The organism is Thalassotalea ganghwensis, from assembly GCF_053485795.1.
This window is the reverse complement of record NZ_JBQRUM010000004.1, coordinates 1-12,114: the sequence shown is the minus strand read 5'-3', so window position 1 is coordinate 12,114 and position 12,114 is coordinate 1. Positions and strand designations below refer to the sequence as shown.

Annotated in this window: 13 protein-coding genes and 1 tRNA gene; 8 read left to right on the top strand and 6 right to left on the bottom strand. The window is 36.3% G+C overall.

Translation table 11 applies throughout. The features are described from left to right. Positions 1-581 precede the first annotated feature (581 nt). From ACSLUH_RS05125 to ACSLUH_RS05115, 3 genes are all read right to left on the bottom strand, one after another. Positions 582-658: transfer RNA gene (locus ACSLUH_RS05125), tRNA-Pro, on the bottom strand. A 93-nt stretch (positions 659-751) separates the two neighbouring features. Then, positions 752-2,428, bottom strand: coding sequence for a DUF3413 domain-containing protein (locus tag ACSLUH_RS05120; protein ID WP_448565233.1), 1,677 nt, complete (start codon positions 2,426-2,428; stop codon positions 752-754). 50 nt (positions 2,429-2,478) lie between these two features. Next, positions 2,479-2,691 (bottom strand): YejL family protein, encoded by a 213-nt coding sequence (locus ACSLUH_RS05115; RefSeq protein ID WP_448565232.1) that lies wholly within the window; start codon positions 2,689-2,691, stop codon positions 2,479-2,481. Between the two features lie 75 nt (positions 2,692-2,766). Here ACSLUH_RS05115 and yejK point away from each other — a divergent pair, with 75 nt between their 5' ends. The 5 genes from yejK to ACSLUH_RS05090 are packed head-to-tail and all read left to right on the top strand — an operon-like array spanning position 2,767 to position 7,424. Beyond that, the gene (gene yejK, locus ACSLUH_RS05110; protein ID WP_448565231.1) at positions 2,767-3,822 is read left to right on the top strand and encodes a nucleoid-associated protein YejK; all 1,056 of its coding nucleotides are present in this window, start codon (positions 2,767-2,769) and stop codon (positions 3,820-3,822) included. A 27-nt stretch (positions 3,823-3,849) separates the two neighbouring features. Continuing rightward, entirely contained in the window at positions 3,850-4,878 is a 1,029-nt protein-coding gene (pyrC, locus tag ACSLUH_RS05105) for a dihydroorotase (protein WP_448565230.1), read from the top strand. 9 nt (positions 4,879-4,887) lie between these two features. Then, positions 4,888-5,769 (top strand): 6-pyruvoyl trahydropterin synthase family protein, encoded by an 882-nt coding sequence (locus tag ACSLUH_RS05100; RefSeq protein ID WP_448565229.1) that lies wholly within the window; start codon positions 4,888-4,890, stop codon positions 5,767-5,769. Further along, complete coding sequence (locus ACSLUH_RS05095) at positions 5,762-6,589, top strand: M23 family metallopeptidase (RefSeq protein ID WP_448565228.1); 828 nt, start codon at positions 5,762-5,764, stop codon at positions 6,587-6,589. Before ACSLUH_RS05100 ends, ACSLUH_RS05095 begins: the two co-directional genes overlap by 8 nt. Before the next feature lie 58 nt (positions 6,590-6,647). Then, positions 6,648-7,424 carry a substrate-binding periplasmic protein gene (locus ACSLUH_RS05090; RefSeq protein ID WP_448565227.1) on the top strand — a complete coding sequence of 259 codons (777 nt, stop codon included), beginning with the start codon at positions 6,648-6,650 and terminating at the stop codon, positions 7,422-7,424. Here the strand turns inward: ACSLUH_RS05090 and ACSLUH_RS05085 are convergent. Next, positions 7,405-8,307, bottom strand: coding sequence for a tyrosine-type recombinase/integrase (locus ACSLUH_RS05085; protein ID WP_448565226.1), 903 nt, complete (start codon positions 8,305-8,307; stop codon positions 7,405-7,407). The two genes, ACSLUH_RS05090 and ACSLUH_RS05085, sit on opposite strands and share 20 nt — an antisense overlap. A gap of 255 nt (positions 8,308-8,562) precedes the next feature. On the opposite strand from ACSLUH_RS05085, the gene ACSLUH_RS05080 reads away from it, so the two are divergent. Continuing rightward, positions 8,563-8,949: a hypothetical protein gene (locus tag ACSLUH_RS05080; protein ID WP_448565225.1), complete on the top strand. Its 387-nt coding sequence runs from the start codon at positions 8,563-8,565 to the stop codon at positions 8,947-8,949. A gap of 610 nt (positions 8,950-9,559) precedes the next feature. Here ACSLUH_RS05080 and ACSLUH_RS05075 read toward each other — a convergent pair. Beyond that, positions 9,560-9,760: a hypothetical protein gene (locus ACSLUH_RS05075; protein ID WP_448565224.1), complete on the bottom strand. Its 201-nt coding sequence runs from the start codon at positions 9,758-9,760 to the stop codon at positions 9,560-9,562. A gap of 74 nt (positions 9,761-9,834) precedes the next feature. Continuing rightward, complete coding sequence (locus ACSLUH_RS05070; RefSeq protein WP_448565223.1) at positions 9,835-10,860, bottom strand: phage/plasmid replication protein, II/X family; 1,026 nt, start codon at positions 10,858-10,860, stop codon at positions 9,835-9,837. 197 nt (positions 10,861-11,057) lie between these two features. Between ACSLUH_RS05070 and ACSLUH_RS05065 the strand changes: the two genes are divergently transcribed. After that, positions 11,058-11,507 (top strand): helix-turn-helix transcriptional regulator, encoded by a 450-nt coding sequence (locus ACSLUH_RS05065; RefSeq protein WP_448565222.1) that lies wholly within the window; start codon positions 11,058-11,060, stop codon positions 11,505-11,507. A gap of 96 nt (positions 11,508-11,603) precedes the next feature. Continuing rightward, a complete protein-coding gene (locus ACSLUH_RS05060; RefSeq protein ID WP_448565221.1) occupies positions 11,604-12,068 on the top strand; it encodes a hypothetical protein in 465 nt (154 codons plus the stop codon). Positions 12,069-12,114: the final 46 nt, after the last annotated feature.

Below are 12,114 nucleotides of genomic sequence, written 5' to 3'. Positions count from 1 at the left end.
AATTGAAGGTGATTTTTTGAAGGTAAGAAAAGGAGTGAGTAGCCCGCTTTAAGATAAGCGTTAGAATTACTAGAGTTAGTAGAGTGCATTGGTAAGTGTAAAAACTAATTTTTACACTTTTAAAATTGGTGTTGAGTTAAGTAGTCGTTATTCTTTTAAGGGTTATTTTACAGAGTATTTAGGAGGCTACTTTGATTTTTGATCACATTAACATCAGTGCGCCTATTGATGTAATTAATGCAGATAAGTTAATTCTCTGTCAGTTATTTAATTTAAAAGAAGGTTATAGACCAGAATTTTAAAGTAATGGCTATTGGCTATATAAAGGTAATTTAGCCATTGTTCATTTAACCGAAAGTCATCATCAGCCAAATAAGGAGTTAGCCTATTTAGATCATATAGCGTTTCGACTTAACGGGTTTAATGAGTTTATTGGCAAATTGACTGCATTTACTATGCAATTTGAAATAAGTGAAATAACTGAGCTGGCAATGACGCAGGTGTTTTTTAAGTTACCATCAGGCGTAGGGTTGGAAGTTAATTTTGTCGGAGAATAACAAGCGTTGGCTTAAAGCATAAATTGGTCGGGATAGCAGGACTTGAACCTGCGACCTCACGTCCCCCAGACGCACGCGCTACCAGACTGCGCTATATCCCGACATACAAGCTAATTTGCACTTGTGGTGAGTATCATAAAGGCAAAATACTATTTTGCAATCATTAAACTGCACCTTATCGCTTGTTCGGCTAATTATTCGCCATTGTTAGTGTGTTGAGTAAATCGTTTAATAAAATTTACGCCATCTATCAATAGCGGAAAATCAGGTTTAACCATTATTGGTGATTGTAATTGGCGAGAGTAACTTTGGAAATTACTGTTTTGATCAATAAACACCGATTTATCTTTATTAAATACCATTACACCTTCATCTACTGTATTCGCAATGATCCTATCGTGTTTTAACTTAAGAATGTTGCTGCCATTAGGGCTAAGTTCATTCGTCAGCTGACAATCAAACCAGCTCGATAATAACGTAGGAGCAACATCAAAATGGCTGGTTAAATAGTTAACTGTTTTATCTTTAATATCTGGATGAATTAATAATGCGGGTTTTATCGCAAAACGATTATTTAAAGATTGATTGCCAATTGAGCTTATCCAAACAATATCAGGGTTAGTTTTGCCACGCTGTGAAAGCAACAGGGCATCGATAAACAGTTCAAATTGGTAACTATCATCTTGGGAAAAATAATAAGTTTGTAGGCCTGGTTCGGTGCGCGTAAATCCTTTACTTGTTAAGAATTCAGAAATATCACTGTGCTTTTCGATATTGCTAAAGTGTTTAGTTAACCATTTGGGTGCGGCTATTTCAGTCGAATTACCATTAATATAATAAAAATTGCTGGCTAGATTATGTTGTTTTAATGCTTGAAAAAGTAATGGCGGTGTATCTTGATTAACTATTTGATTTTTATAAATACTTGGTAAGCTATACACCAAGTTAAACAAGGCGTCATTTGGTAACGCGTTATCAAGATGGTGTTCTAGTTGTGCTTTTGGAGCGCTGGCTCGTAAGCTAAATTGTTTAATTTGACGTTCAGTTAAAATTTGCTCGGTAAGAATTAAATAAGCGGAACGTTCGGATGTTTTACTTGCACACTGTTTTGGTAACAAAGGGTAATTGGGCACCAATTTGGTAAATGAAAGTGGACTATTTTTACGTTCGTTATAATCATCTAAATTAAATAAATCATACTTGGTTAGTAAGGTTTTGGCGGTCGCAGGATACGAAAGCGGTAGCATGGTATCTTGTCTTAACACATCGTATTTTAAATTAGCATCCGCCCAAATATGTGTGATATGACTAAAAAAGAACGAAGCCACTAAAAATATGACGATGAATTTCGCAAATACTGTACGTTGTAATTCTCTTAGGTGTTTCCACGCATAATTGCTGACCACTAATTGTATTGATAATAACGCCATGGTTGTAATTAATGCGATAAACCAAAACAACCTTGAATTCTGACTAATAAGAGAGGCGATCAAATCGATAATCTGTGTTCGTGACGAGGCATTCAGGTGATAACCCAAACGACTATAGACAAAAGCGTCTAATAACAGCATTACCATACCAGCTGTAAATAATATTGACGATGCGCCTCTGATAAAACGGGTATGAGGATAAATTAGGGTGATCGGGAATATTATTAACATAAAGCCGATAAAGGTGAGAAACCCCATATGGCTGACCCAGGTAGTAAACAAATAAAGCTTACCAATTAAGGTTTCAGGTAACGGTTCAACAACCAAATAAAAAACAGATAAGGTGATGGCTAATAGGATATTGAAAAAGGTAAACCAATGACCCCAACTGATAAGGTGTAATAGTCGTTTGCTATAATTCGTTGAACCGAAAGAGACCATGTTTATTTATTCTCTTATTATTGTTAGTCTTTGTTTTTATTAATAGTATTCTATTTTATAGATTGTTTTAATGCATTAGTAAAATTTTCGACAATATCACTACGCTTTGCTTCTGGGACTTCATTATTGATAATATCAGAAACGGTATTACCCAGACACATCAGTGCCAAATCAGTGGTGGCAGATTCTTTGACTAATACATTAAGTAAATCATTAATAATTTTTTCTACACGTTCGTTAGAATACTTCGATACAATAGGCATAAATTTATTACTGGTTAATTTGAATAAAACGCAAGTTTACCAAAACACAAGACAAGATAATACTGACCAATAACTATGAGCATCATAATTTCCAATATTGCACTACATTTTTTATCTCAAAACGCCGAATCTGGCGAAATTGAATTGCGTTTCGGGCCTGATCAAATTGATGTTACTCCTAAAATTGAAGATTTTAGTAACGGCCTACACCAGTTATATAACAGCAAAGGTAATAAAGGGTATGGGCGGTTTAATGCGCAGCCGCAAACAGACGACAGCCAACCATTTGTTCAAGTTATGGAAGGTTATTTAAATGAACAAGTCGCCTTTAATCAATTTTCTCAACACGCCGCTAAAGCATTGGCTAATGAACTGGCTAAATACGATCTTGGAGAAACGGGTTACTTAGTCGTTAACCATTATGAATATATGGGGGGAAGGTACATTTTAGTATGTATTATCCCGGTGACCGAACATTTTTCGGTAGATCAAGAGTTAACTATTTCTGCAGCAAAACATCTCGATACCAGCAAATTACAACTAGCTGCTAGGATAGACCTTTTTGAATATCAACAAAATCCACAAAGCAATCGTTATATTTCTTTTATAAAAGGTAGAGCGGGTAGAAAAGTCTCTGATTTCTTTCTCGACTTTTTAGGTTGTGAAGAGGGCTTAGATGCTAAAGCACAAACGCAAACTTTGGTGCAAGCAGTTGAAGACTTTGTTGCGGTTAATCAATTTGATGCACAAGAAAAACAGCATACTAGAAAGGAATTATTGTCTTATTGTAAAGAGCAAAAAGAAAATGCACAGGAAGTCTCTTTAAAGGATGTTGGTCATGTAATTTCAACAGACCAAGAAAAAGACTTTTATCAATTTTGTCAGGAGCAAGCGTATCCGTTAGAAGAAAAGTTCCCGCATGATCAAGCAGTTGTGAATAAGGTAACTAAGTATTCAGGTTATGGCAATGGCATTAGTATTAGTTTTGAACGCAGTCATTTTGGCCAAGATATTGTGTATAATAGGGCAAATGACAGTTTAACCATTTTTAAAGTTCCACCGAACTTAAAAGATCAATTGATCGCTTTGTTAGAAAGTGATGAAAATGACGGTAATGCTTCAGAATTGTAATTAGCACATTTATTATTAAGGTTTTTCATGAATTCAATAACCATTATTAGACCAGATGACTGGCATGTTCACTTACGTGACGGTGATGTATTAAAAAATACAGTAGCTGATATTAGTCGCTACTTTGGCCGAGCGATAGTGATGCCAAATTTGGTGCCGCCTGTTACTAATAAAGCGCTTGCTGAACAATATTATCAACGCATTATTGCTGCACAGCCAAAGCCTCATTTTAAACCTTTGATGGTGCTCTATCTTACTGATAATACGACAGCAGAAGATATACGTGAGGCAAAAGCCTCTGGTATCGTTTATGCGGCAAAATTATATCCAGCGGGTGCGACAACTAACTCATCTTCAGGCGTCACCAATATTGCCAATATTTACCCTGTGTTAGATACGATGGAAGAAGTCGGTATGCCTTTACTGATTCATGGTGAAGTAACCACCGATGATATTGATATTTTTGATCGTGAACAGCAGTTTATTGAAACGATTTTGACACCCTTGGTAGAAAAATACTCTACGCTTAAAATCGTATTAGAACATATCACTACCAAGCACGCGGTTGACTTTGTTAGCTCAGCAGGTAGCAATGTTGGTGCAACGATAACAGCCCATCATTTATTATTTAACCGAAACCATATGTTAGTTGGTGGTATTCGCCCACATTTCTTTTGCTTACCAATATTAAAAAGAAACATTCACCAACAAGCACTTATTGAAGCTGCGACAAGTGGAAATGAAAAGTTTTTCTTGGGCACTGATTCAGCTCCACACCCACAACACGCTAAAGAGTCAGCTTGTGGCTGCGCAGGTTCATATACAGCTCACGCGGCAATTGAGCTTTACGCTGAAGTTTTTGAGCAAGAAAATGCATTAGATAAATTAGAAGCTTTTGCCAGTATCAATGGACCAACGTTTTATGGCTTGCCGATAAACCAAGATACGATCACCTTAACTAAAAAAACATGGCAAGTACCACAAACATTAGCTTTTGGTGCAGACAACGTAGTACCTATCAGAGCTAATGAAACTATCCAATGGCAAGTATTATAAGGAGTATACATGCAATTATTTGTAGATGATCTAACCGTAATTGACTTTTCTTATGTGTGTGAAAAGCGAGGAATTGTAGGAGAAAGTTGGATCGTTGATGTTCGTCTAAACGGAGACCTTAACGAACAAAGCATGGTGCTTGATTTCGGTATTGTAAAAAAGCAAATTAAAGCGATTATTGATGAAGCAGTAGATCACAAACTCTTATTGCCCATTAAAAACTCGTGTGTAGACATTCAAACATCACGTCATCATCAAGGGCATAAAACGGTAGATATCAACACAAGTGTCGGTTCGTATTATATGCAGTCTCCTGAATGTGCGTTTGCATTTATCGATAACGAGCAAGTGTCAATTGATTCAGTTAAAGCACATTTGTCAGCGATTATCTTTGAACAATTACCTGATAATGTAAAAGGCATCGAGCTAACGTTAAGAGCTGAAAAAATACTTGGTGATTATTATCATTATACTCATGGTTTAAAACTGCATGATGGGAACTGCCAGCGAATAGCTCATGGTCATCGTTCTAAAATTAAGTTATTAGAAAATGGCCAACGTTCAGAAACACTCGAACATTTTTGGTGTCAACGTTGGGAAGATATTTATATCGCCAGTGAATCAGACAGAGTTTCGCTAGATGATATTGAACTGTCAGAAAAAGCAATATTTGCGTTAACTGAGCAGCATGAGCTTTTTGCATATCAAGCGCCGCAAGGGCGATTTGATATTGCGGTTCCAAAAAATAAATTGGAAATTGTTGATTGCGATTCCACTGTTGAATTATTAGCAGATTTTATTGCAAGACAGTTAAAGAAAGCTAGGCCACGCAACGACTATCAAGTGATCGCTTATGAGGGTGTTGCTAAAGGAGCTATTGCCGATGCTTAAACCAATCTACGTATCGTGGTGTAGCATTGCTCTAGCACTTTCAATTTCTGCTAAAGTCTTTGCAAACGTTGAACTGTCCGGTGATTTTACTCAAGGAAGTATGATAATTGGTAAGACAGTTCCCAACAGCCAAGTAAGGCTTAACGATAAAATACTTCCATTATCTGATGCAGGAGATTTTGTTTTTGGCTTTAGTTGGAATGATACGACAACGTATACGTTAGTGGTAACAACACCTTCAGGTAAGGAAGAAACAAAGACCTTCACTCCGTCTGTTCGAACTTACCCAAAGTCTAATGTAAATGGCATTGCCAAAAAAATTATGGAGCCAGATCCAAAGGCAATTGAAAGGGCAAAGATAGATAGACTACAAGTAGCGAACGCACGGCAAGACATCACGCCATTGGCTGCTTTTGCTAAAGGTTTTGTGCCGCCACGCGACAGTAAAGTTACCGGTGTATATGGTAGTCAACGCCTCTTTAATGGCGTTAAAAAGAGCACCCATTTTGGCGTTGATTATCGTGGAGCTGTGGGAGATCCAGTAAAGGCTCCAGCCGATGGCAAAGTCGTACTTTGGGTTCCAGATATGTTTTATTCGGGTGGCACGTTAATCATCGACCATGGCCATGGTATTAACTCAACATTTTTGCATTTAAGTGATAGTTATGTAAAAGTAGGGCAGATTGTTCAAAAAAACGACACTATTGCCGCCGTTGGTGCAAGTGGTCGTGCAACTGGCCCGCATTTAGATTGGCGCGTAAATTGGGGAGATATTCGCTTAGATCCACAATTAGTACTAAATGCAACGCCAATAAAATAATTATATTAACGTCATAGGATGTGTAATATTGATAAAACTGTCGATAAAACGACTGATAATGGTCGTACTCGCAATAGTACTAACACCGTTATCTGCTAAAGAGAAAGAGCTAGCTGTTGGGTGGGAGCTTTGGTATCCCTATCAATATCGAAACCAGAATCAAGAACTTGTTGGTCTTGACCTTGATATTTTCAACGCCATTGTTAAGCACGCTAACTTAACCGTTAATTACACAGAATTACCCTGGAAAAGACATCTTCAGTATATCAAAACTGGTGAAATGGATGTTGCCATGGGGGCTTCTTATACCAAAGAACGAGAAGAATACGCTTATTTTTCCCTTCCTTACCGTGTTGAAACGGTTAATCTATTTGTCCGAAAAGGTAATTCAGAAAACATTAAGCTTGAAAAGTTATCTGATCTCTTAGCAACTGACTATATGATAGGTGTTGAAGGCGGTTATTATTACGGTAAAGCATACCAAGAACTCATAAAACGCGGTGCCTTTAGATCTCATATTACAGAAGTACTCGACCTTGAGCAAAATATTGATTTATTAATGAGAGGGCACTTAGATGGGATTTTGGTTGACCCTTTTACGATGCAAGCCTTTGTTAAAAAGTACAAAATGTTTGATGAATTTGAAAAACATTCATTAGAGATTTATGCAGATGATATACAGATTATGATCAGTAAAAAGTCTAAGTTTGAAAACCTTCTTCCGAAAATTAATCAAGCAATTACAGAACTTAAATCCAGTGGGAAACTTAAGCAAATTATTGATAACTGGGATAATATTATTAAGTCAGAAAACGCTAAAATGGCAGGGCTTTAGCCGCTTTTTTCTTAGCTTTGTCATTACGGCGGTCGTAATTTTTAGTGGTTTCTACAGATGAATGTCCCATTAAATCTTGCACTAAAAATACATCTTCACCATTTTCTAACAATTTAGTCGCAAAAGTTCGGCGAAGATCATGTGGTGTTAAGCGCTTTAAACCGGCTTCTTTATAGCGTCTAATAATAATATCATATACGGTTTGACCTGAAATTGGCTCATTAGTTAAACGATTTCCTTTACGGGCTCTTAAAAATAACGGTCCAGGTTCCAATCCGCGTTCATCTAACCAAACTTCTAGTATTTCCAAAATACGATTATGAAGTGCATTTATTCGCTCTTTATTTCCTTTACCTAAAACACGCAGCGTACCCGTTTGGGTATCTAAACTACTTAACATTAGATTTGCAGCTTCGTGGCGCCGTAAACCGGCACCATACACTAATGCAATAACTGCAGCATCGCGCATCGCAATAACACCGTCTTGCGCCATACAATAATCGATAAGTTCATTTAATTCATCAAGCTCTAAAGCTCGACCTTTAGTTGAACGTGTACCTTTAATACGTTTTATTTCTTTAATGTGCTGATAGGTTTCAACATCGATCAGTTTTTTACGCCAGGCTTCTTTAGCAACACCTTTAAGTGCAGACAAGTAAACGTTAATCGTTGCTGGAGATTTTCCAGCGCTCGATAGTTCTGACATCAAAGATAATATTTGTTCATAGGTTAATCGCGACCAATCAACCAATTGATGTGATTTTTTTCTCTGCATTTTATAAGCAATTACATTTAGCATTGAATTCATCGTTACACGGCTTTGTGCAGATTGCAGTGAAAGTAAATAAATGTCAGAAGCCGTTTGTTGTGAAAAATTGATCATAATAAAAGTAAACTGCCAAATTAATCGTTAACGTACGTAAAAAATAAATCAGTTATGGCTATAATCAGCCACAAATTTTACGTAGCGTTACGTTATAAAAAGTAAAAGTGCATATTAAAGCCAAAATAATCAGTTAGTTAAAAACTAGCATAATATATGTCTTACATCAACATAATCTTTTAAAATATGTATTTTAATAAGTAATAATTGTGAGGAAATGTCGTATGTTTAGCAACCCTATGGTTTATAAGGCCTATGAATGAATCTGAGTTAGACAATATGTCGTTTTACCAATTATGTAAAGCTGCTGGTTTTACAAAAAATGGTAATCGTTATGACAAAGCGCGACTTGCTGATTTTTATGGTAAGTCTGAACGCACTATCGAACGCATGTTAAAAGCCGGTTCTTTTCATGATATGAATATCAGGCTGCTAAAACTGCAAGTGCTGAATGTTAATCTACAACACCAAATAGATATATTAGTTAGTGAGCCTGACAAGTTTCATCATGTAAATGAAATAGTTATTCGATTAAATAAAGATAAGATCCTCAACCATATTCGCTATCCGATCATCAAAAAAGTTGTATTGAAATCACTTATTAACGCCATTGTTTATCTCTATAAAATATTAGATCGTTAATTATTCATTCTAGTCGCGTTAACGCGCTTATCGCTGCGCGCACGTTTGTGCTCGCTCTTCACTTGTAACGCTTTGTGTGGCAGCACGTTGTATCTAGCCTTGTAGCCATTGCGCTAAAATTATTTTTTGGTTCCCTCCGCTTGCGCGGAACCTTCCTAAAAAAATTTCTAGCACTTTTTTTTGCGTTTGTTTCTCGCAAACAATTCTTTTGTTCACACATAGTAATAGGAAATTTAGCAAATAGTCACTTTTTAACGGAAGAACGCTGTGAATTAGGTTAAGTTTTCAAGGGTGAGCTGATATTGAATTCATTTAGCAGCTTTTTTATTGTAACCACTCGTTTTTATTGATTAAGGAGCGTAGCAGCATGGAACCAATTTATTTGGTTTATATCGCATACAAGGTGGCCAAGTTTGGCTTGAGTATATATAGAAAATACAACAGGAGGAAAAAAGAAGCGCGAATAATTAAGGTGTCGGCCAAGACATTGATCCTTAATATTCACGCTGACTCGATGCTTATTATAGTGGACAGCCCGCCAAATGGGAACTAAGCAATAATTAGAGCATCGCAGGGAACAGTTGCGCCTCACGCGCAGCTGGCCCCTGCTTTATACTTCAATATCTGGAGACGTTAGCATTAATAACGATACATACTCAGTGTTTAGCTGTGTATGTATTACTGATAAAACAGAGCCGTAAGCCTCGCCAACTGGTATGTTATCTGAAACATCCTTTAACGAATCAATACAACGCTTTAAATTCATTAATTGGTTGTGAACATTAATTTCAGTATGATTTTGTGTAGTCATGATAAACCCCTATCTGGTTTGTTGTGATTATGCCCAGAGTGATGTTGGAGCATCACTTTGGGCAGTTATTAAATTTAGGCTGTTGCAGAGTGATGAACTAATCCTTGCTGAAATGCAAAATGCGGTATTGCCGCAGGACGAGCCTCTAAGACTCTGATTAACGGGACAACGTTAGATTTTTGCGTTGATTCGGGGCGTAAATCGATATTTATGCCGTACTCTTTTAAGTCTGCACGATGTCGATAGTAAGCTGATTTAGATAGCATATCGCGTAAATCGTGACCATCTAGCCATGCTCGATATGTCATGCGTAAACGTTTTGGTATTTCTGCCATTTTCTCGTCTGTTAATGCTATTTGCTCACTCATCTCAATCTTCCTCAAATACTCGTTAAACACCGTATTTACTCTATCTACATTCAAATCTTTTACTTTTTCTATACCAAGTGACTTTAATTGTTTGCTTAACAATCGTAATTCAATTCTAAGTTTATTAGTTGCCCAGGTTTCAATACCAAGGCTAGTTAAATTGTTAGGCAAGCGCCCTCTTGTTGTTTGAATCTCCTCGGCCTTGCAGTAGAACTTTAAAGCCCAACGTTGTGATGTTTTACCAAAATATAACGTTCCACCTTTGCTAGATGGTCTGCCGTGACGTGTTTTAGCTTTAAACTCTAATGCTCTTATAAATGCTTTAACATCAGACATACTAGGTAATTCATAAGAGTAATTTATATCGACCATCGTTAACTCGTAGTCGCCAGTTCTTATACGCTGAAGCTCTTCGGCTGTTGGTTTAAGGTTATGCTGCTTGGCAATAACATCAAATAAATCAGAAAGTAACGATACGATATCATCACTACCAAAAACATTATGACCTTGAAGAAATTTAGCAGGGTTGCCATTGACCCAGAGGTGAGTTGCAAACCCCCTACCATCACCACCAACGCTTTTTATTGATACCTTTTTCTCAAAACTGCCAGTAGCTTGTGTACGTTTTGGCGAACGCCACTCTACCTCACCGTCAGGTGTGGTAGAAAAGACTTCACCAGAGTTAATCGGCTGGTGAACAATTGGAAACTTAACAAGGCTCCAATCGATCATTTACTAACCCAAAATTCCCAAAATGGGACAAAAGTCGGGTATTACTAGACTTACCGACTTTAAATAAAAAACCATACCTTAAAAACCTGTCAACTATATTTTTCTTTAAGTGTACATAAAGTTTAATATACATCAATAGTGATAGTGAAAAATATAGATGTACAATTAAAGAAATATTTAAGAAGCTGGTATTTAACGTGTTAAATAATGTAATTAAACAAGCAAGAATAGATAAAAACTTAAAACAAGAAGATATCGCTGAATATGTTGGTGTTACTGTTCAAACGTATAGCAAATGGGAAAATGGAAAAACTGAGCCTAAAGCTAGCCAAGTATATAAATTAAGTAAAATACTCAATATCTCAGAAAAAGAGATTTGCCAAGGCAAGTTACTCAATCAAAAGAGCGACCCATTATTGTTCATAAAAAAGATAGACTCCTTGATGAAGAACGTGTCTACGACAGAGTTCTTGATAAATATTTATGACTTTATTGATGATGAAGAAGGTTTTATAGAGACAATGTCAAAATTAGCTAATGCCGATAGTTCAAGCAATAAACCAGTTTATCGTGAAAGTGAGCTAAAAGAATTAGCTAGCAAATTAGGCATTAGTCTTGATGAACTTAGAGCAAAAATCAGCTTATAAAACTACTGTATAAAAACAGATAAACACTGTATAAACTCCCATAATGGGAGAAGAATCCACTGTTATAGTATGTGGATTTATTAAAAAGGAATGAAAATGAATTCTACGACTGAAGTAACTCACTCAACTAAGGAGTTTTTAAAAGAGCAAGAGGAAGTGGTTCGTAAAATGGATCACAACAGACATAACATACTTTCCGCAGAAGACTTCCAAAGACGATATAGGCAAATAATCATATCACTTGTCGAAGATGTTGCTAAAAATCCTGATGATCTTGAGAAAATAATTGAAGATATTCAATCGCCTAACGTAAATCACAGAACTGGCTATGGTTATAACTTACAAAATCTACAAAATAACTACAGTGTTGTTAAAAGACACTTGGAAGAGCTATTAGATAAAGATAAACAAGTAAGCAGACTAGAAAGAGAAGCGCATACTAGAAATATCATTTCAAGAGGTATTACAACATTAGTAATAGGGTTTAGTATTATGATTGTTTATGGAGTTGCACATTGTTTTGGCATACCAATGCCTATGTTAAGACTACCTGCTAGTTAATTATTTCATAACTTATTGAAATCATTATGTATTTTAATAAGTAATA

Excerpts from the sequence above, each read along its gene's own strand:
- yejK (WP_448565231.1), top strand. The coding sequence starts at position 2,767 with ATGAGCATCATAATTTCCAATATTGCACTACATTTTTTATCTCAAAAC.
- pyrC (WP_448565230.1), top strand. The coding sequence starts at position 3,850 with ATGAATTCAATAACCATTATTAGACCAGATGACTGGCATGTTCACTTA.
- ACSLUH_RS05070 (WP_448565223.1), bottom strand. The coding sequence starts at position 10,860 with ATGATCGATTGGAGCCTTGTTAAGTTTCCAATTGTTCACCAGCCGATT.
- ACSLUH_RS05100 (WP_448565229.1), top strand. The coding sequence starts at position 4,888 with ATGCAATTATTTGTAGATGATCTAACCGTAATTGACTTTTCTTATGTG.
- ACSLUH_RS05080 (WP_448565225.1), top strand. The coding sequence starts at position 8,563 with ATGAATGAATCTGAGTTAGACAATATGTCGTTTTACCAATTATGTAAA.
- ACSLUH_RS05120 (WP_448565233.1), bottom strand. The coding sequence starts at position 2,428 with ATGGTCTCTTTCGGTTCAACGAATTATAGCAAACGACTATTACACCTT.
- ACSLUH_RS05095 (WP_448565228.1), top strand. The coding sequence starts at position 5,762 with ATGCTTAAACCAATCTACGTATCGTGGTGTAGCATTGCTCTAGCACTT.
- ACSLUH_RS05115 (WP_448565232.1), bottom strand. The coding sequence starts at position 2,691 with ATGCCTATTGTATCGAAGTATTCTAACGAACGTGTAGAAAAAATTATT.
- ACSLUH_RS05060 (WP_448565221.1), top strand. The coding sequence starts at position 11,604 with ATGAATTCTACGACTGAAGTAACTCACTCAACTAAGGAGTTTTTAAAA.
- ACSLUH_RS05090 (WP_448565227.1), top strand. The coding sequence starts at position 6,648 with ATGGTCGTACTCGCAATAGTACTAACACCGTTATCTGCTAAAGAGAAA.
- ACSLUH_RS05085 (WP_448565226.1), bottom strand. The coding sequence starts at position 8,307 with ATGATCAATTTTTCACAACAAACGGCTTCTGACATTTATTTACTTTCA.
- ACSLUH_RS05075 (WP_448565224.1), bottom strand. The coding sequence starts at position 9,760 with ATGACTACACAAAATCATACTGAAATTAATGTTCACAACCAATTAATG.